This window comes from Parvibaculum sp. (assembly GCF_039680535.1).
In the GTDB taxonomy this organism is placed as follows: domain Bacteria; phylum Pseudomonadota; class Alphaproteobacteria; order Parvibaculales; family Parvibaculaceae; genus Parvibaculum.
In genome coordinates this window covers 1-18499 of record NZ_JBDKSS010000010.1, presented here as the reverse complement: position 1 = coordinate 18499, position 18499 = coordinate 1, and the positions used below count along the sequence as shown (strand labels likewise).

Annotated in this window: 18 protein-coding genes; 12 read left to right on the top strand and 6 right to left on the bottom strand. The window is 63.4% G+C overall.

The window, feature by feature from the left end; genetic code table 11:
- The first annotated feature begins 77 nt into the window (after positions 1-77).
- The 4 genes from ABFC66_RS05580 to ABFC66_RS05565 all read left to right on the top strand — a co-directional run bounded on the left by ABFC66_RS05580 (position 78) and on the right by ABFC66_RS05565 (position 4203).
- Positions 78-566 carry a MarR family winged helix-turn-helix transcriptional regulator gene (locus tag ABFC66_RS05580; protein ID WP_346739986.1) on the top strand — a complete coding sequence of 163 codons (489 nt, stop codon included), beginning with the start codon at positions 78-80 and terminating at the stop codon, positions 564-566.
- Between the two features lie 103 nt (positions 567-669).
- Entirely contained in the window at positions 670-1710 is a 1041-nt protein-coding gene (locus ABFC66_RS05575; RefSeq protein ID WP_346739985.1) for an HlyD family secretion protein, read from the top strand.
- Positions 1707-3239, top strand: a complete 1533-nt coding sequence (locus ABFC66_RS05570) for a DHA2 family efflux MFS transporter permease subunit (RefSeq protein ID WP_346739984.1) — start codon at positions 1707-1709, stop codon at positions 3237-3239. The genes ABFC66_RS05575 and ABFC66_RS05570 overlap by 4 nt, the downstream gene beginning before the upstream one ends.
- A gap of 79 nt (positions 3240-3318) precedes the next feature.
- A complete protein-coding gene (locus tag ABFC66_RS05565) occupies positions 3319-4203 on the top strand; it encodes an MBL fold metallo-hydrolase (RefSeq protein WP_346739983.1) in 885 nt (294 codons plus the stop codon).
- On the opposite strand, the gene ABFC66_RS05560 is transcribed toward ABFC66_RS05565, so the two are convergent.
- Both ABFC66_RS05560 and ABFC66_RS05555 read right to left on the bottom strand, forming a co-directional pair.
- On the bottom strand, positions 4204-4950 hold the full coding sequence (locus ABFC66_RS05560) for a DUF1499 domain-containing protein (RefSeq protein WP_346739982.1): 747 nt from the start codon (positions 4948-4950) through the stop codon (positions 4204-4206).
- 29 nt (positions 4951-4979) lie between these two features.
- Positions 4980-6620: a 3-(methylthio)propionyl-CoA ligase gene (locus ABFC66_RS05555; protein ID WP_346739981.1), complete on the bottom strand. Its 1641-nt coding sequence runs from the start codon at positions 6618-6620 to the stop codon at positions 4980-4982.
- A 213-nt stretch (positions 6621-6833) separates the two neighbouring features.
- On the opposite strand from ABFC66_RS05555, the gene ABFC66_RS05550 reads away from it, so the two are divergent.
- The 3 genes from ABFC66_RS05550 (at position 6834) to ABFC66_RS05540 (ending at position 10181) form a co-directional block, all read left to right on the top strand.
- Entirely contained in the window at positions 6834-8300 is a 1467-nt protein-coding gene (locus ABFC66_RS05550; RefSeq protein WP_346739980.1) for an amidase, read from the top strand.
- A 70-nt stretch (positions 8301-8370) separates the two neighbouring features.
- Positions 8371-9762 (top strand): aminotransferase, encoded by a 1392-nt coding sequence (locus tag ABFC66_RS05545; protein WP_346739979.1) that lies wholly within the window; start codon positions 8371-8373, stop codon positions 9760-9762.
- Positions 9763-9764: 2 nt separating this feature from the next.
- Positions 9765-10181, top strand: a complete 417-nt coding sequence (locus tag ABFC66_RS05540) for a hypothetical protein (RefSeq protein WP_346739978.1) — start codon at positions 9765-9767, stop codon at positions 10179-10181.
- Positions 10182-10192: 11 nt separating this feature from the next.
- Here ABFC66_RS05540 and ABFC66_RS05535 read toward each other — a convergent pair whose 3' ends face one another.
- Genes ABFC66_RS05535 through pdxH form a run of 4 tightly spaced genes read right to left on the bottom strand, consistent with a single transcriptional unit; the run spans position 10193 to position 14126 of the window.
- Positions 10193-10948, bottom strand: coding sequence for an SDR family oxidoreductase (locus ABFC66_RS05535; RefSeq protein WP_346739977.1), 756 nt, complete (start codon positions 10946-10948; stop codon positions 10193-10195).
- Positions 10949-10996: 48 nt separating this feature from the next.
- On the bottom strand, positions 10997-12571 hold the full coding sequence (locus ABFC66_RS05530) for an AAA family ATPase (protein ID WP_346739976.1): 1575 nt from the start codon (positions 12569-12571) through the stop codon (positions 10997-10999).
- 5 nt (positions 12572-12576) lie between these two features.
- Positions 12577-13452: a cation diffusion facilitator family transporter gene (locus ABFC66_RS05525; RefSeq protein ID WP_346739975.1), complete on the bottom strand. Its 876-nt coding sequence runs from the start codon at positions 13450-13452 to the stop codon at positions 12577-12579.
- A 38-nt stretch (positions 13453-13490) separates the two neighbouring features.
- A complete protein-coding gene (pdxH, locus tag ABFC66_RS05520) occupies positions 13491-14126 on the bottom strand; it encodes a pyridoxamine 5'-phosphate oxidase (protein ID WP_346739974.1) in 636 nt (211 codons plus the stop codon).
- 162 nt (positions 14127-14288) lie between these two features.
- On the opposite strand from pdxH, the gene ABFC66_RS05515 reads away from it, so the two are divergent.
- The 5 genes from ABFC66_RS05515 to aroC form a co-directional block, all read left to right on the top strand.
- Positions 14289-14762, top strand: coding sequence for an RT0821/Lpp0805 family surface protein (locus tag ABFC66_RS05515; protein ID WP_346739973.1), 474 nt, complete (start codon positions 14289-14291; stop codon positions 14760-14762).
- Between the two features lie 21 nt (positions 14763-14783).
- Entirely contained in the window at positions 14784-15479 is a 696-nt protein-coding gene (locus tag ABFC66_RS05510; RefSeq protein WP_346739972.1) for a tetratricopeptide repeat protein, read from the top strand.
- 88 nt (positions 15480-15567) lie between these two features.
- Entirely contained in the window at positions 15568-16527 is a 960-nt protein-coding gene (locus tag ABFC66_RS05505) for a DnaJ C-terminal domain-containing protein (RefSeq protein WP_346739971.1), read from the top strand.
- Between the two features lie 141 nt (positions 16528-16668).
- Positions 16669-17508: an enoyl-ACP reductase FabI gene (fabI, locus tag ABFC66_RS05500; protein WP_346739970.1), complete on the top strand. Its 840-nt coding sequence runs from the start codon at positions 16669-16671 to the stop codon at positions 17506-17508.
- 5 nt (positions 17509-17513) lie between these two features.
- Positions 17514-18499, top strand: a 986-nt coding sequence (aroC, locus tag ABFC66_RS05495; RefSeq protein WP_346739969.1) for a chorismate synthase, incomplete at its 3' end; no start/stop codon positions are given.

Below are 18499 nucleotides of genomic sequence, written 5' to 3'. Positions count from 1 at the left end.
GCGGCCCCCCTTGCGGGGCCCTTTGTTATCTTTGTATAATAAGCAAAGCTTATTAAGTGCAAGGCTATTAGACAGCAATGCTTCATAAACCGCTCCCTGTTCCCCGATCCCTCGATCTCGGGATCGGATTCCTGATCGGCGACTCGTCGCGGATGCTCCGCCGCATCTTCAACGACCGCATTGCGCCTCTCGGCCTGACGCAGGCCCAGTGGCGGGCGCTGGTGCATCTGTCGCGCAATGAGGGACTCAATCAGGTGAGCCTGGCCGACCTTCTCGACGTGCAGCCGATCACGGTCGCGCGCCTGATCGACAAGCTGGTTGCCGCCGGGTTGGTGGAGCGTCGCCCGGATCCGAAAGACCGGCGCGCGCAACGGCTCTTCCTCACCGAACAGGCCGCTCCCCTTCTCGAGCAGATATGGGACGTTGCGGAAGATATCTACGGCACCATTCTTGGCGGCTTCGCGCGCTCCGAAGTTGAGACGCTTGCAGGCCTTCTCGAACGATTGCGCGGCAATGTCGCCGCTGTGCCCCTCGGCGCTTCATCAGCGCCGGCGCGCGGCGAGTAGGCGGCCGCACGTCGATTCACATTCGCTATTCGTCATCCGAACCTGAAAGGCATCGAGCATGTCTGTGACATTCGCCCCCGTTTCGAGCGCGGCGAGGCGCCTGATGAGTGACCGGACGCAGCTTCGTCCGATCCTTCTGATCGGCATCCCCGCGCTCCTCATCGCGACCATCGCCTATCTCTATTTCACGGGCGACCGCTATGTGAGCACCGACAACGCCTATGCGAAGGCGGACATGGTTTCCGTGAGCCCCGATGTCGGCGGACGTATCGTCGAGGTCTTCGTGAAAGAGAACCAGTTCGTGAAGGCCGGCGATCCTCTCTTCCAGATCGACCCTGCCCCCTACCGGATCGCGCTTGCACAAGCCGACGCACAGCTCGCCACCGCAACGGCGAATGTGAAGGCGCTGCGTGCGAAATATCAGATGACGATGGCGCAGCTCGACCTGTCTGCCAGCAGCATCGCCTATTACAAGCGTGAGTTCGAACGCCAGTCGACGCTCGCCAAGCGAAGCTTCGCCAGCCAGTCCAGCCTCGACACCGCGCGGCACAATCTCGATACCGCCTCGCAGCTCGATGGCGTTCTCAGGCAGAGCCTAGAGCAGATCTCGGCGCAGCTCGACGGCGCACCCGACGCGCCCGTCGAGTCGCATGCCTCCTATCTCGCCGCGAAGGCGCAGCGTGACAATGCCGCGCTCAATCTTGAGCGTGCGACCGTGCGCGCGCCCTTCGATGGCGTGACGGGCAAGCAGCCGCAGGTCGGCGATCAGATTGCGCCCGGAATGGCCGTGGTGTCCCTCGTCTCCCACGACAATGTCTGGATCGAAGGCAACTTCAAGGAAACCGATCTCACCAATGTCCATCCCGGCCAGATCGCCGAGATCGACATCGACACCTATCCCGGCCGCAAGTGGAGCGGCCATGTCGCCAGCATTTCGCAGGCGACGGGTTCGGAATTCTCGGTCCTGCCGGCGCAGAACGCGACCGGCAACTGGGTCAAGGTCGTGCAGCGCGTTCCGGTGCGCATCGCAATCGACCGCAAGCCCGGCGATCCGGAAATTCGTGCCGGCATGAGCGCCAATGTCGAAATCGACACGAAATCCCAGGCAATCGCGTCGACCACAGCGGCGAGCACCGCCAAATGAACGAGACGATGCGTAAAGCAATCGTCACCGCCGGGGTCATGCTGGCAACGGTGATGCAGACGCTCGACTCGACGATCGCGAACGTGGCATTGCCCCATATGCAGGGCAGCGTCGCGGCGACGCAGGATCAGATCGCCTGGGTGCTGACCTCCTACATCATCGCCGCCGCCATCGCGACGCCGCTCACGGCCTTTCTCGCGATCCGCTTTGGACGCAAGCGTCTGCTCGCCCTTTCGGTCGTCGGCTTCACCGTCACGTCCATGCTTTGCGGCGCCGCGCAGACGCTCGACCAGATCGTCATATTCCGCCTCGCTCAGGGCGCGTTCGGCGCGGCCTTCGTTCCGCTCTCCCAGACCATCATGTTCGACATGTACACGTTGGAGCAGCGCGGCAAGATGATGGCCCTTTGGGGCGTCGGCGTCATGGTGGGTCCGATCGTCGGGCCCGCCCTCGGCGGTTGGCTCACCGACAATTACAGCTGGCGCTGGGTCTTCTACATCAACGTGCCTTTCGGCGTGCTGGCCTTCACCGCAATTGTCGGCGCACTGCGCGAGTCGATGCTCTCCAGGGAACGTCGCTTCGACTGGCTCGGCTTCGCGTTTCTGAGCCTCGGCATCGGCGCCACGCAGCTCATGCTCGACCGCGGCAACATCCAGGACTGGTTCGGTTCGAACGAGATCATCCTTGAAGCCCTGCTGGCGGCCTTCGGTATCTACCTGTTCATCGCCCATTCGGCGACGACGCGGCAGCCCTTCATCGACCTCGATCTCTTCAAGGATCGCAATCTGATGCTCGGCCTCTGCCTGTCCATGGCAGTCGGCTTCGTCCTCTATGCCACCATGGCGCTGATGCCCACCTTCCTTCAGAACCTGAAGGGCTATCCGGTCATCACCACCGGCATCGTGCTCGCGCCGCGCGGCTTCGGGACGATGATCGCCATGGTGATCGCCGGACGCATCATCAATTCCGTCGACATGCGTCTCATCATTTCGGGCGGCTTCGCACTCACCTCCTTCACACTGTGGGAGATGAGCAAGTTCGACCTCAATGTGAGCGAATTTGAAATCATACGTACCGGCGTCATGCAGGGTCTCGGCCTCGGCTTCATCTTCGCGCCGCTGACGACGCTTTCCTTCGTCACGCTCGAGGCGCATCTGCGCACCGAAGGAACGAGTTTCTTCAGCCTCATGCGAAATGTCGGGTCGAGCATCGGCATCGCGACCACGCAGGCGATGATCGCGACCATGACGCAGGTCAACCATGCGCAGCTCGCCGCGCATATCAGCCCGCTCAATCCCCTGCTGCGTGCCGGCTCGGCGCCCGCCGCTTTCTCGCTTGAGAACCCGAAAGGACTGAGCGTCATCAATGGGCTCGTGACGCAGCAGGCAGCGGCCATCGCCTATATTGACGGTTTCAAGCTGATGATGTGGCTGACGCTGATCTCCGTTCCTGCGGTCTATCTGATGCGCGCGCCGAAAATGACGAGCCCTATTCCGGCTGACCAGGCCGCCCATGCAGTCATGGACTGAGGGCTGTTGAATTGACTGGCCGTGCGGTCCATGCTGCGGCACGGCCGCAACGTGAAGCGGCGACAAGAGAGATATTCCGATGGCCGTCGAAATTCCCTATGTGCGCGAGATCGAGTTCACCTATGGCGAAAGCGATCAGGTGTCGCCGCTGATCCGCCGCGTCGTCGCGGAAAATCCCTCCGCCTTCACTTACAAGGGCACGGGTACCTATATCGTCGGCCGCGGCAAGATTGCCGTGATCGATCCCGGTCCGCTCGATGAGAAGCATGTGGAGGCGCTGATGCGCGCCATCGAAGGCGAAACGGTCACCCATATTCTCATCACGCACACCCATAGCGACCACTCGCCTGCGGCAGCTCCGCTCAAGGCGCGCACCGGCGCGAAAACCTATGGTTACGGCCCGCATGGCGCCGGCGCCGGCGAGGAAGACGGCGACATGAGCTTCGTGCCGGATGTCGAAATCCGCCATGGCGACGTCATTGAGGGCGAGGGCTGGACGATCGAATGCGTCCATACGCCCGGCCACACCTCCAATCACATCTGCTTCGCGCTACGCGAGGAAAAGGCGCTCTTTTCCGGCGATCATGTCATGGGCTGGTCCACCAGCATCGTCAGCCCGCCCGACGGGAACATGAGCGACTACATGAATTCGCTGGACCTGCTGCTGACGCGCGACGACGAAATCTTCTGGCCGACCCATGGGCCTGCGATCCGCGACCCGAAGCCCTTCGTCCGCGCCTTCATCGCTCACCGCGAGGAGCGCGAGAGGCAGATCATCGAACAGTTGAAGGCGGGGCACACGCGCATAGCGGACATGGTGCCCGTGATCTACGCCGCCGTGGACAAGCGCCTCTACCCGGCGGCCGCCCGCTCCGTGCTCGCTCATATTGGCCGGCTCGTTCACCAGGGCCGCGTCGTCACCGATGGCGAACCGACGCTCGGCGCGGAATATCGCCTGCCCTGATCAGGACCGCTGCGCCGCGACCCGTGCACTCAACGCACCGAGAAAGCCACGAATGCGTTTCGCATTGGCGCCGAGATCGCTCATGCCGACGCGCGAGACGGAACGAACATCGACCGCGGTGCCGCCATCCTTTTCCACGATGCGGATCGCCACATCGTCCTTGAAGCCGATGAGCTTCGTCACCGCCGTCGCTTCGATCAGCCCCTTTTCCGGCGTCGAACCGTCAAGCGTCCAGCCCATATCCTTCACGGTTTCCAGCGCGGCCACATAGACCTTGCCCGGCTGCTCGGCCACCGTGAGCGTTACGAGATCGGGATAGGCCTTCTTCTGCTGCTCCGCGAGGTCGGGCGGCGTCGAACGGTCGAGCGAATTGGGAGCGCCATTGCGCAAGGGAACCACGAGCACGAACTGAGGCGGATTGGCGAGATCGGTCGTGATGTCGTGAATGCGCGGCACGCCGCGTCCGAGCACCAATGTCGAGCCGACAGGCACCGCCGCAATCACACCGAGCGCGACACCGAGAATGGCCGCCACCCCACCGTGCTTTCCGCGCAGCACGGCGATGAGCCCGACGAGCGACACCACAAGGGCAATGACGCCCAGCAACGCGGCGAGTGCGATACCGGCCAGCGGCAGCTCATAGCCGAGGAGGCCGAGATGGTTAGCCGTGATTGATGCGATCAAGAGCAGGATCGCCAGAATGCCGATCCGACCGCCCCAACGCGCAGCGCGCGACTTTTCGTCCATCCCGTCCTCCCCTGTGGCCTTGCGGCCGGTTATTCCGCGGCTGTCGCGGAAGGCAGCTTGTACCCCTTGAACATCTCGCGCAGCGCGAGCTTCTGGATCTTGCCCGTCGCCGTATGCGGAATTTCATCGACGAAGGCCACGTCGTCGGGCATCCACCACTTGGCAATCTTGCCGTCCATATAGTGGAGGATCTCCTCCTTGGTCGCCGTCTCGCCTTCCTTCAGCACAACGATGAGCAGCGGCCGCTCGTCCCACTTTGGATGAACGACGCCGATCACCGCGGCTTCGGCGACCTTCGGATGACCGACCGCGAGGTTCTCAAGGTCGATCGAGGAAATCCACTCGCCGCCCGACTTGATGACGTCCTTGGCGCGATCGGTAATCTGCATGAAGCCCAGCGGATCGAGCGTCGCGACATCGCCCGTGTCGAACCAGCCGCCTTCATCGAGGATCTGGCCGCCCTCGCCCTTGAGATAGGCCCCGGCGATCGCCGGCCCGCGCACGAGCAGATGGCCGAACGCCTTGCCGTCCCAGGGAAGCTCATTGCCATTATCGTCGGTGATCTTCATCTCGACGCCGAAGGGCGGACGGCCTTGCTTCACCTTGATGTCGAGCTTCTCGTCATAGGACAGCGTCTCCATGCCGGACTTGAAGCTGCCGAGCGTGCCGAGCGGCGAAAGCTCGGTCATGCCCCAGGCATGGCGGACGTCGACGCCATAGTTGCGCTCGAACACGTCGATCATCGAACGCGGCGCGGCGGAACCGCCGATCACGACGCGCTTCAGATGCGGGATCGTCTTGCCCGTCTTTTCGAGATACTGGAGCAGCATCAGCCACACGGTCGGCACGGCGGCCGTGAAGGTTACGTCTTCCGTCGTCAGCAATTCGCAGATGCTGTCGCCATCCATCTTCTGGCCCGGCATGACGATCTTCGCGCCGACCATCGGCGCCGAGAAGGTGATGCCCCAGGCATTGGCATGGAACATCGGCACGACCGGCAGCACGCAATCGGTCGATCCGAGGCCCATTGCATCCGCCGTCGCCGAAATCAGCGCGTGCAGCACATTGGAGCGATGCGAGTAGAGGACGCCCTTCGGATGGCCCGTCGTGCCGGACGTGTAGCAGAGACCGCAGGCGGCATTCTCGTCCACCTCGACCCAATCGAACTTGCCGTCTTCGGCGTCGATCAGCGTCTCGTAGCAGAGCGCGTTCTTGAGCTTCGTCTGCGGCATGTGGGCCGCGTCGGTGAGAATGACGTAGCCCTTCACGTTGGGGCACTGCGCTTCGATCGCCTCGACGATCGGAACGAAGGTCAGATCGACGAGAATGTATTTATCCTCGGCGTGATTGATGATGTAGACGAGCTGCTCTGCGAACAGGCGCGGATTGAGCGTGTGGCAGACGGCGCCAAGGCCCATGATGCCGTACCAGGCCTCCATGTGGCGGCCAGTGTTCCAGGCCAGAGTGGCGACCACATCGCCCTCGTTCACGCCAAGCCGGCGCAAGGCCTGCGCGACCTTGCGCGCGCGGACCGCCATCTCTGCATAAGTGGTGCGGACGATCGGCCCCTCCACCGAGCGCGAGACGATCTCGCGGTCCCCGTGAAAACGCGCTGCATGATCGAGAATGCTCGACACGCGCAGCGGCCAATCCTGCATCAATCCCTTCATCGTTCCCTGTCCCTGACAATACATTGGGCGAAAACGGGGCCCGACCATGCCGGACGCAGCGTTTTACGCGGATTTTGGCGCAGTCTAGCGGCTTGCCCCCGCGCCGACAATGACGCCGGCCGGGCCGCTGGCCGGCAATTTTATTGCCCCTGCCGTCCCTCTGGCCGTTAATCTGGCCCGATCAGGGCACGAGCAGGGAAAGTCGAGGATCACATGGCCGCCGAAACCGAACTTCACTTCAAATCCGCCGCCGAACTCGCCCGCATGATCCGGGAGCGCGAAATCAGCTCGCGAGAATTGCTGGAGCACTTCATCGCCCGCACGGTGCTCCACAATCCGAAGATCAACGCCATTGTCGCCAGCGATTTCGAGGCCGCGCGCAGGAAGGCGCTGGAGGCCGACGAGGCGCTGGCTCGCGGCGAGGTGTGGGGTCCCCTCCACGGCCTCCCCATGACCGTCAAGGACGCCTATGAGGTGAAAGGCCTCGCGTCGACCGGCGGTTCGCCCGAATATGAAGACCATGTGCCGGAGAGGAGCGCGGCGCCGGTCGAGCGGATCGAGAAGGCGGGCGCGGTCATCTTCGGCAAGACCAACGTGCCCTTTCTGTCCGGCGACCTTCAGACCTTCAACGATGTCTATGGCACCACGAACAATCCGTGGAATCTGGCCTGCGGCCCCGGCGGTTCGTCGGGCGGATCTGCCGCGGCGCTGGCCGCCGGCCTCACAGGCCTCGAAATCGGCAGCGATATCGGCGGCTCGATCAGAACGCCCGCGCATTTCTGCGGCGTCTTCGGCCACAAATCGACCTTCGGCATCGTGCCGAAGCGAGGCCACATCTCGCCGCCGCCCGGCCATCTGGCGGAGGGCGATCTTTCCGTCGCCGGGCCGCTCGGGCGCAGCGCTGAAGACCTCGACCTGCTGCTCTCCGTCATCGCCGGGCCGGACGACATCAAGGCCGGAGGCTGGAACCTCGATCTCGCGCCACCTCGCGCAGCCACCGCAAAGGATTTGCGCGTCGCCGTCTGGATCGACGACCCGTTCTGCGAGATCGACGCGGAAAGCGCCGCGCTTCTGAAAAACGCCGCCAAGGCGCTTGAGGATGCTGGCGCCAGGGTCGATTGGACCGCGCGCCCCGGCTTCACCCTCGAATGGTCGAACGAGGTCTATCTGACGCTGCTTCACTCGATCACGGCATCGCGCTTTCCCGACAGCGTGAAGCAGCGTCTTGTGGAGATGAGCGCGAAGCTTCCGGCTGGCGACAGAAGCCACATCTCCCTGCAGGCGCGCGGCGCGAATATCTCCTATGCCGACCGCCTCGTCTGGGAGGAGCATCAGGCACGGCTGATGGCCGCCTGGGCAGACTTCTTTCGCGATTACGACGTCGTTCTGGCGCCGGTGCTGATGCGTCCCGCATTCCCGCACGACCAGCAATCGAACTGGCACAAGCGTCGCCTCATCGTGAACGGCAAGGAGCGCGAATATTTCGACGTGCTCACCTGGGCGGGCCCCGCCATGGTCGCGCATCTCCCGGCAAGCGTTGCGCCGGTCGGCGTCACCAGCGAAGGACTGCCCGTCGGCGCACAGATCATCGGACCGCATTTCGGCGACCGCACGACCATCGCCGTAGCCGGCATGCTCGAAGAACTGCTCGGAGGCTTCCGCGCGCCGCCCGGATTCTGAGGCCTTTTGACACCCCGCCTCAACACTCCCATATTACGCCCCGTTCGGCCGGAGCCCGAGGGAGCTAATGATGACGAGTTTGAGCAACGCCGCTGTCCGCGATATCGAGACGGTGATCCATCCTTACACCAATCTCGACGCCTTCCGCGGCGCAGGGCCGATGATCATCGAACGCGGCGAAGGCATTCACGTCTGGGACGCGGATGGCCGCAAATATATCGAGGGGCTTGCGGGTCTCTGGTGCACATCTCTCGGATATAACGAGCCGGAACTGATCGAGGCGGCAAACGAGCAGCTTCGCCGCCTGCCCTTCACGCATGTCTTCGGCGGCAAGAGCCATGAGCATGCGGCGGAACTCGCCGAAAAGCTCAAGGCCATCGCGCCGCACAAGGCCTCGAAGATTCTGTTCTGCGGCTCCGGCTCCGAAGCCAACGACCAGCAGGTGAAACTCGTCTGGTATTACAACAACGCCAGGGGACAAACGAAGCGCAAGAAGATCATCTCGCGCCTACGCGCCTATCACGGTGTCACCGTGGCGTCCGCAAGCCTCACCGGCCTCCTGCCCAATCACCGCGATTTCGATCTGCCGCTTTCTTTTGCCCGTCACACCGATTGCCCGCACTATTATCGCTATGCCGAACCGGGCGAGACGGAAGACGAGTTCACGACCCGTCTTGCCGCAAACCTCGAAAAGATGATCATCGAGGAAGATCCGGAGACGGTCGCCGCCTTCATCGCCGAGCCGATCATGGGCGCGGGCGGCGTCATCATTCCGCCCGAGGGCTACTTCCAGAAGATTCAGGCGGTGCTCGACAAATACGGCATCTACTTCATCGCCGATGAAGTCATCTGCGGTTTCGCCCGCACCGGCAATATGTTCGGCAGCCAGACCTTCGGCATCAAGCCGGACTCGATCTCCGTCGCCAAGGCGCTTTCCTCCGCCTATGTCCCCATCGCCGCCGTCACCGTCGGCGAGGACATGTATCAGGCGATGCTCGACGAGAGCAAAAAGATCGGAACCTTCGGCCACGGCTTCACCTATACCGCGCATCCGGTTGCCGCCGCCGTCGCTGCCAAGACTCTCGAAATCTACGAAAAACGCAATATCGTCGGCCATGTGCGCGACGTCGCGCCGAAATTCGAGGCCCGCGTGGCGCGTCTTGCCGAACATCCGCTGGTCGGCCATGCCCGCGCCAAGGGCCTCATCGGCGCGATCGAACTCGTCGCCGACAAGGCGTCGAAGCGCAGCTTCGATCCCGCAGCCGGCATCGGCGCCGCCGTGCAGAAAGCCGCAGAGAAGAACGGCCTCATCATCCGCGCGCTTGGCGGCGATATCGTCGCCTTCTGCCCGCCGCTCATCGTCAAGGAAGCCGATATCGACGACATCTTCGATCGCGCCGAACGCGCCCTCGACGAAGCCGAAGCAATGGTTGCGAAGGAAGGTCTGAGGGGGAGCGCCTGACCATGAAGGAAGTCCGCTACCAGCTTCTTTTTGAAGGCAAGGTCACGCCCGAAGACGATATGGGCATGCGAATGCGCATAGAGACCCGCGCGAGCTTCGGCGCAGGGCTCGATCCTGTCTTCACGACCGGCGCGCCTCAGGCGGTCCTTGAAGCTGTGGTGGAACCCGACCAGTATGGCCACTTCACCGAAGAAGGTCAGATCGTCTTCGGCGGCGGCACGGTGAGCTTCGTCAATGAAGGTGAGGGCCTCATCGGCGAGTGCCCCGACCCCTCGCTGCAATATGGCTATGTCGTTCGCCGCATCGTCAGCGGCACGGGCGCTTTCGAAGGCGCGACGGGCTACATGGTCTCCGCCTTCACGGTCGGCGAGAACGCAATGCTGCGCGACAGCCAGAGCGCGGTGATTTTTCTCGCGTGAGGCAGACCGCCTCAGACGTGCTGGCCGCCATTGATGTGGATTTCGGCGCCGTTGACGTAGCTCGACTGATCCGTGCACAGAAAATAGATCGTGCGGGCCACTTCCTCGGGCTTACCGAGGCGCTGCATCGGGATTTCGGCAACGATCTTTTCCGTGCCGGGCGAAAGGATCGCCGTGTCGATCTCGCCGGGGGCGATGGCGTTGACGCGAATGCCGAGCCGGCCGAAATCCGCGGCCATCTCCCGCGTGAGACCCGCAAGCGCCGACTTCGAGGTCGCATAGGCTGAACCCGCAAAGGGATGAACGCGCATGCCGGCGATCGACGTCACGTTGACCACCGAGCCCTGCGCCGCCTTCAGTTCCTCAACAAGGCCACGCGCCAGCATGACCGGCGCAAAGAAGTTCACCTGGAAGACCTTGTGCCACGTGTCCATGTCGGTGCTGAACACGTTGAGGCGTGCGCCGCCCGGCCCCTTGGGCGAAATCGCCGCATTGTTGACCAGTGCATGGAGGCGGCTGCCCTGATCCTTCAGCCGCTCGCGCATGACAGCGATGGCCTCTTCCGTATTCTTCGGGTCGGCGAGATCGACCTGAATGTGATCTTCAGGCCCCATCTCCCAGGGGCAATCCTCGGGAAAGGGGTGCCGCGAACAGGTGATGACCCGCCAGCCCGCGCTCGAAAAGCGCTTCACGGTGGCGTGACCGATGCCCCGGCTCGCGCCAGTAAGGATCAATGTCTTGCGTTCGGATTTGTCCTGGGTGCTCATGAGGGCAATCTAGTCCATGGCCGCGGCAGGCGCCAGCGGTGGAAACCGTCAGCCCTGCGGCTTTTCGAGCAGTCTCATGGCGGAGGCAAGGCTCTCCCCCGGCTTCGCCGACGCATCGACCTTCGCCCAGCGCATGGTGCCGAGATCATAGGCAAGCTGCTGGTGCAGCACGCGAACGTCGGCATCGGACGGATCGAGCGCTTCCGCCGCCCGCGAGGCAACCCGTGCTTCAAGGACCGACGCCGGGGCCTCCAGCCAGATTCCCTCGAAGGGAACACCCGCCTCGGCGGCAAGCCGCTCCGCCCGCCCGCGCTCGCCCTCACGCGAGAAAACGGCATCGACCACGACAGTCATGCCGGCGCCAAGGGCGGTCCCGGCGAGCGTCAGCATCTCGTCGTAAACGCGGCGCCCCACATTCTTCGCATAGGCCGCCTCCGGCAAACGCTCCAGCGGTGCAACATTGAAGAGACGTTTGCGAACGATGTCGGAACGCAAATGAACCGCGCCCAGGGGCAGCCCAAGCTTCGGCGCAAGCGCCATGGCGAGGGTCGACTTGCCGGTACCTGAAAGCCCACCCACCGCGACCATGCGCGGCGCCCTCGGCGCGAGGGCGGCGAGGGCGAAATCGAGATAGGCGCGCGAGCGATCCCGCTTTTCTTCCGTGTCGGCGATCACAGCCGTCACCTTGGCGCGCACCGCAGCCCGCGTCGCAACGAAGAGAGGCAGCAGCGCCAGTCCTTCGAGCGTCGGCCCTATGCCCCCTTCTCCGACATGATCGAGATAGACATTGAGCGCCCGGTTGGCAAAGCCCCTCATGCGCTCATCCGTCGTCGCCCGGAACTCGAGGTCCATCAGCAGGAATGCGAGATCGTAGAGAATGTCGATCGAGGCGATATCCTCGCTGAATTCGATGCAATCGAAGATGACTGGCCGGTTGTCGATCAGCGTCACATTGCCAAGGTGAAGGTCGCCATGGCATCGGCGCACGAAGCCCGCATCGCGCCGCCCGTCGAGCAGCGCCGCATGCGCCTCGATCATCCGGTCGCTTTCGACCTTGAGCCGCGCAACCTTCTCCGCGTCGAAGACCTTGCCGATCGAATCCTTCAGGTTGTCGTCATTGCCCGCAACGATGCGCGCGAAGAGCGAGGCGCCGCCTCGCTCGCGCATCACTTCGGCATGGTCGTGAAACGATGCGACGTCGGCGGCCAGTCTCTCGATCAGTCCGCGGGTCAGTCGTCCCTCGTCGGCGAGCCGCGCGAACAGGCCCTCAGCCGGAAACCGGCGCATCTCGACCAGCCAGTCGACGATCTCGCCCTCGCTTCCACCGAGCTGCAATTCGCCGTTCTTGCGGCGCACGGGCAAGGTACGGAGGTAGATGTCCGGCGCGGTGCGGCGGTTGAGCGCGATTTCATTTTCGGCGGCCGCGCGGCGTTTTTCGAGGGTCGTAAAATCGAGGAAGCCGAAATCGACGCGTTTCTTCAGCTTGTAGACGCGTTCTCCCGCAAGATAGACGCGCGAGGCATGCGTCTCTATGCACTCGATCCTGTCGCCAGCGGCCAGCCCATAGGTTTCAGGCCGCGAGAGAAAAGCGGCGACGTCCTCTCCTGTGCCTTCCTGCGACATGCCGATCAGACGCGCTGCAGGCGTGTCAGGTCCTCGATGCCGGCGGGATCCTGATGGATGATGACTTCAGCATCCGGGAACGCCTCCATGATCCGCGCTTCCACATCGTCGGAAATGCGATGCGCATTCATCAGCGAGATGGAGCTGTCCAGTTCGAGGTGAAACTGGATGAAGCTTCGCGTGCCGGAAGTGCGTGTCCTCAGATCGTGGATGTTGATCGCCTCCGGATGCGAAAGCGCAATCGCCTTGATGCGCTCGCGCTCGTCATCCGAAAGTTCGCGGTCCATGAGCTGATTATAGGCGCCATAGGCGATCTGAACGGCTGAAATGCCGATCAGCGTTGCAATCGCAATGCCGAAGAACGGGTCGGCCCAGTTGACACCAAAAAGACCTGAAAGAGCCAGCGCGGCGAGAACCGAGAGGTTCATGAAGAGATCGCCGCGGTAATGCGTCGAATCCGCTTCGATGGCGAGCGAATTGGTCTGTGCCACAACCCGGCGCTGAAATGCGACCAATGCGAGCGTGATGATGATGGCGGCAATGGTCACGGCAATGCCGATGCCGGAATTCTCGACCGGCTCCGGCGCGAAGAAGCGCGTCACGGCCTCGACAACGATGTAGCCAGCCGAAGCAAAAATGAAGATCGACTGCCCGAGCCCCGCCAGCGCCTCGGCCTTGCCATGCCCGAAGCGATGCTCGTCGTCGGCGGGCGTCAGCGAATGCCCGACGGCAACGAGGTTGAGCAGCGATGCCGCGCCGTCGAGCAGCGAGTCCATCAGCGTGCCGAGCATGGCGACCGAGCCGGTGAGATAGAAGGCGACACTCTTGATGGCAATGAGGGTGACAGCGGTGACGACGGCGGCATATGTCGCGCGCCGCATCAACCGCCCATTCTTTTCGCTACGCGAACCGTGGGCCGTCATGGAAAAAGCTTCATTGTTTGCCAGTCGCCTTCAGGCTCGGGGCGCACGAAGACGAGCCGGTCATGCAGGCGGAAGGGGCGATCGCGCCAGAACTCGATCCTCACCGGCGCGATGCGGAAGCCCGACCAATGCGCCGGGCGAGGCACCTTGCCAAGACCGAATTTTGCCGCATAGCGGGCAACTTCCTTTTCAAGCTCGAAGCGCGTCTCAAGCGGGCGCGACTGGCGCGAGGCCCAGGCGCCGATCTGGCTCTCGCGATGACGGGAGGCAAAATAGGCGTCCGCCTCTTCCGCCGTCACCGGGATCACATGGCCGCGAACGCGAACCTGACGGCGCAGGCTCTTCCAGTGAAAGCAAAGTGCGGCCCGCGGATTTGCCGCCAGCTCCTGCCCCTTGGCGCTGCCGAGATTCGTATAGAAGACGAAGCCCCGCTCGTCCGCGTCCTTGAGCAGAACCATGCGCACATCCGGAAAACCCGAGGCATCGGCCGTGGCCAGTGCCACGCCGTTCGGATCGTTGATCTCCGTTTCCTTCGCCTTGTTCAGCCATTCGTGAAACAGCCGGAAAGGATCGCCGACCGCAGCCCAATCGGCGGGATCGTCACTTTCTGTCTTGTCGGGCTGGTCGGTCACGGTCTTACTCCGGCGCACAAGGCTGCGTAAATCTGGCGGGTCTTCTATGGTCTTGCCATATTTCCTGCCACAATTGATGTCTTATATAGTCCCCCATAGGGGTTTGTCCCGCCCGGCCAAAGGGGGGGGCCGTTGCGGACGCAGAAACAGGACTGGAATGAAATGAAAGTTTTCAAAGGTTTGGCTATCGGCGCCCTCGCCTTGTCGCTCGTCGGCTGCCAGGAGGGCGCAGGCCCGAAGCAGAATATCGGCACCGTCGGCGGCGCTGTGCTCGGCGGCCTCGCCGGCTCGACGATCGGTGGCGGCACGGGCCGCCTCTGGGCGACCGGTGCAGGCGTGCTTCTCGGCGGCCTGATCGGCAGCGAAATCGGCAAGTCGCTCGACCGCGCCGACCGCCAGTACATGGCTGACCGCACCCAGTATGCGCTGGAAAGCGCGCCGTCCGGCCAGGCGGTCGAGTGGCGCAATCCCGATTCAGGTCATTACGGCTCCGTGACGCCGCAGAGGGCCTATCAGGACAACGGTTCCTACTGCCGCGAATACACCCAGACCGTGAATATCGGCGGCAAGACCGAACGCGCCTACGGCACGGCCTGCCGTCAGCCGGACGGCAGCTGGCAGATCGTGAACCAGTAAGCGGATCGTTGGGGAGAGGGCATGGCTTTGGTTTTCCGGGCTAGGCCCGCCGCGTATCTGCTTGGAATGATTGCGGCTGCGCTCCTCTGGGGCGCAGCCGTTGCTACAGCCGAGCCCGTCCAGACGCTCAAGCAACCGGCTCCACTGCCGCCGCCCAGCGAGCGATTCCTCAAGGGCGTTGAGGCTTACGATTCGGGCGATTTCAAACAGGCGTTCGATATCTGGCTGCCGCTCGCCCAGGGCGGCGATCTTGCGGCCATGCGCAATGTCGCGCTGCTGCTCCGCACCGGCAAGGGAACGGACCGCGATCCTGCCCGCGCGCTCTGGTTTTACGAAGAGGCGGGCAGCAAGGGCTTTGGCCTCGCCCAGCTCAATGCCGCCTTCATGCATCTGAAGGGCGACGGCGTACCGAAGAATCTCGAAGCGGCCGCCTTCTGGTTTCATGCCGCCGCACTATCCGGCAGCCCCATCGCCCAGTACAACCTCGCCGTCATGTATGAACGCGGACAGGGCGTGGAGAAGGACCTGCCCAAGGCGCTCGGCTGGTACGCGCTGGCCTCACGCTCCGGCAGCAGACCGGCGCTGGACCGCCTCGCCATTCTGGTGCCGAGCCTTGAAGGCCCGAAGGCACCGAAACCAGCCGATGCCGCGGCGCAGCAGGTCGCTCCCGCGCCGCCGGCGCCGGATTTCGAACTGCGCGGGACCGATAGCCAGTAGCAGCCCACGATCAGCAACGGCAGCACGGTTAACCGATTCGTATCGGCCAGGGCCCTATGCTCCGGTTTTCGGCCTCCCGGAGTGAGTTTTGCGCGACCCTTACGAAATCCTCGGCCTGACGCCAGATGCCGGTTCGGCGGAGATCAAGTCTGCCTACAGGCGGCTGGCGAAGCGCCTGCATCCCGACGCTCAGGCCGCCCCAGCCGAGGGCGAGCCGACAGCCGCAAATGCGGGCGCTCGCTTTCAGGAAGTGACGGCTGCCTACAATCTGCTGAAGGATGCCTCGGCACGTGCACGCTTTGACGCAGAGCGCCATCGCCAGGCGAGACCGCGTCCGCGTACCGCCTCTTCCGCCCATACGTCGCCCTTCGAAGATACCCCCTTTGCCGGATCTCCCCGCAGGACGGAGCATATTTTCGAAGCCTCCTTCGAGGCCGGCCCTGAAAAGCATGCACAGACGCCCTTTTCCGACCTGTTTCAGGGGCTGCGGGGCGCCGGCAAGCGCGTCTTCCGCGCCCGCGGTCAGGACCAGACCTATCGCCTGCCCGTCTCGTTCATCGACGCCGCCTGCGGCACCACGAAGCGTATATTGCTCGATAGCGGGAAGACGCTCGACGTCAGCATCCCGGCCGGAATCGAAAATGGACGGCAGATCCGTCTGCGCGGCCAGGGCGGCGAAGGCCATGGCGGCGCCGAGCCGGGCGACGCGCTGATCGAGGTATCGATAGAGCCGCACCCCTTCTTTCGCCGCGATGGGCTCGACATTCACATGACCCTGCCCGTGACCCTGCCCGAAGCGGTGCTTGGCGCAGCGGTCGATGTGCCGACCATATCCGGCCCCGTGAGCCTGATGATCCCCAAGGGATCCAACACGGGCACGCGCCTCCGCCTCAAGGGCCGGGGTATCGCGCGGATGGGTGGGCAGGCGCCTGGCGATCAATATGTGATTCTGGAGCTGGTCCTGCCCGAAAATCAGGATGACGAGCTTCGCGACTTCGCGGCGGGCTGGGCGGCGGGGTTTTCGCAGGACCCGCGGCGAAACTTCTGACAAGCAATCAGTGCAAGTGCTTGAAGCAACGGCAAAATCTGACGTGCCGTCACCCTCGCTCCCGGCTTTTTGGTGGACCGGATCGGGCTATTGTGTAGGATGCGCGCGAATTCTAAGGCGAGCGAAAGAGACGAGGACGCGATGAGCGAAGCCATCACAAGCACCCAATCCGGCGCCAAGGGCGGCCTGATGGCCGGCAAGCGCGGCCTCATCATGGGTGTCGCGAATAATCGCTCGATTGCCTGGGGCATCGCCAAGGCCTGCGCCGATCAGGGCGCCGAGATCGCCTTCACCTATCAGGGCGAAGCACTGCAAAAGCGCGTCGTGCCGCTGGCGGAATCGGTCGGCTCGAAGCACATCCTGCCTTGCGACGTGACCGACGCGGCCAGCATGGACTCGGTGTTTGAAACGCTGAAGAAGGATTGGGGCAAGATCGACTTCTTCGTTCACGCCATCGCCTATTCGAACAAGGACGAACTCGACGGCCGTTACGTCGACACCTCGCTCGACAACTTTACGGCCAGCATGGCCATCTCCTGCTACTCCTTCGTCGCGCTTTGCCAGCGCGCCGAGAAGCTGATGACGGATGGCGGCTCCATCGTGACGCTGACCTATTACGGCTCCGAGAAGGTGATCCCGCACTACAACATCATGGGCGTCGCCAAAGCCGCACTCGAAGCGAGCGTGCGCTATCTCGCAGTCGACCTCGGCCGCAACAACATCCGCGTCAATGCTGTCTCGGCTGGCCCGATCAAGACGCTTGCCGCCTCCGGTATTGGCGACTTCCGCTATATCCTCAAGTGGAACGAGCTGAACTCGCCGCTGAAGCGCACGGTCACGATCGAGGAAGTGGGCAATACCGCGCTCTATCTCCTCTCCGATCTCGGCTCGGGCGTCACCGGCGAGGTGCATCACGTCGATGCCGGCTACCATGTCGTCGGCATGAAGGCTGAAGACGCGCCCGACATCAGCATCGTCTGAAACTCATGTCCTACAACACCTTCGGCACACTCTTCCGCGTCACGACCTGGGGCGAAAGCCACGGGCCTGCGCTCGGCTGCGTGGTCGATGGAACGCCGCCGCGCATTCCGCTGAAGGCCGAGGACATTCAGGTCTATCTCGACAAGCGCAAGCCCGGCCAGTCGCGCTTCACCACGCAGCGCCGCGAGCCGGACGAGGTGAAGATCCTCTCCGGCACTTTCGTCTCCGACGATACGGGCGAGGAAGTGACGACGGGCACGCCGATCTCGCTGATGATCGAGAATGTCGATCAGCGCTCGAAGGACTATGGCGACATCGCGCAGAAGTTCCGTCCGGGCCATGCCGACTACACCTACATGGCGAAATATGGCATCCGCGACTATCGCGGCGGCGGGCGCTCCTCCGCGCGCGAGACTGCGGCGCGCGTTGCGGCCGGCGCCATCGCGCGGAAGATTCTTTCGGGCGTCACCATTCGCGGCGCCCTCGTGCAGATGGGCCCGCACAAGATCGATCGCGGAAACTGGAACTGGGACGAGACCGAGAAAAATCCCTTCTGGTGTCCGGACAGCAAGGCTGCCGCGCTCTGGGAAGATTATCTCGATGGCGTACGCAAGGCGGGCTCGTCCTGCGGCGCCGTGATCGAACTCGTCGCCTCCGGCGTTCCCTCCGGATGGGGCGCACCGATCTACGGCAAGCTCGATTCCGATATCGCGGCGGCGCTGATGAGCATCAACGCGGTCAAGGGTGTCGAGATCGGCGAGGGCTTCGGCTCCGCCGCGCTCACCGGCGAGGAAAACGCCGATGAAATCCGCATTGGCAATGAAGGCCCCTATTTCACGACGAACCACGCGGGCGGCATCCTCGGCGGCATCTCGTCGGGTCAGGACATCGTTGCGCGCTTCGCCGTGAAGCCGACGTCATCCATTCTCACGCCTCGCAAATCCATCACGGTCACGGGCGAGGAAACCGAGGTCATGACCAAGGGCCGTCA

Bases quoted from the DNA above. Each gene is read 5' to 3' on its own strand.
- ABFC66_RS05575 (WP_346739985.1), top strand. From the start codon at position 670: ATGAGTGACCGGACGCAGCTTCGTCCGATCCTTCTGATCGGCATCCCC.
- ABFC66_RS05530 (WP_346739976.1), bottom strand. From the start codon at position 12,571: ATGTCGCAGGAAGGCACAGGAGAGGACGTCGCCGCTTTTCTCTCGCGG.
- ABFC66_RS05560 (WP_346739982.1), bottom strand. From the start codon at position 4,950: ATGGACGAAAAGTCGCGCGCTGCGCGTTGGGGCGGTCGGATCGGCATT.
- ABFC66_RS05525 (WP_346739975.1), bottom strand. From the start codon at position 13,452: ATGCGGCGCGCGACATATGCCGCCGTCGTCACCGCTGTCACCCTCATT.
- ABFC66_RS05540 (WP_346739978.1), top strand. From the start codon at position 9,765: ATGAAGGAAGTCCGCTACCAGCTTCTTTTTGAAGGCAAGGTCACGCCC.
- ABFC66_RS05510 (WP_346739972.1), top strand. From the start codon at position 14,784: ATGGCTTTGGTTTTCCGGGCTAGGCCCGCCGCGTATCTGCTTGGAATG.
- ABFC66_RS05535 (WP_346739977.1), bottom strand. From the start codon at position 10,948: ATGAGCACCCAGGACAAATCCGAACGCAAGACATTGATCCTTACTGGC.
- ABFC66_RS05555 (WP_346739981.1), bottom strand. From the start codon at position 6,620: ATGAAGGGATTGATGCAGGATTGGCCGCTGCGCGTGTCGAGCATTCTC.
- ABFC66_RS05580 (WP_346739986.1), top strand. From the start codon at position 78: ATGCTTCATAAACCGCTCCCTGTTCCCCGATCCCTCGATCTCGGGATC.
- ABFC66_RS05515 (WP_346739973.1), top strand. From the start codon at position 14,289: ATGAAAGTTTTCAAAGGTTTGGCTATCGGCGCCCTCGCCTTGTCGCTC.
- ABFC66_RS05570 (WP_346739984.1), top strand. From the start codon at position 1,707: ATGAACGAGACGATGCGTAAAGCAATCGTCACCGCCGGGGTCATGCTG.
- fabI (WP_346739970.1), top strand. From the start codon at position 16,669: ATGAGCGAAGCCATCACAAGCACCCAATCCGGCGCCAAGGGCGGCCTG.
- ABFC66_RS05545 (WP_346739979.1), top strand. From the start codon at position 8,371: ATGACGAGTTTGAGCAACGCCGCTGTCCGCGATATCGAGACGGTGATC.
- ABFC66_RS05565 (WP_346739983.1), top strand. From the start codon at position 3,319: ATGGCCGTCGAAATTCCCTATGTGCGCGAGATCGAGTTCACCTATGGC.
- ABFC66_RS05550 (WP_346739980.1), top strand. From the start codon at position 6,834: ATGGCCGCCGAAACCGAACTTCACTTCAAATCCGCCGCCGAACTCGCC.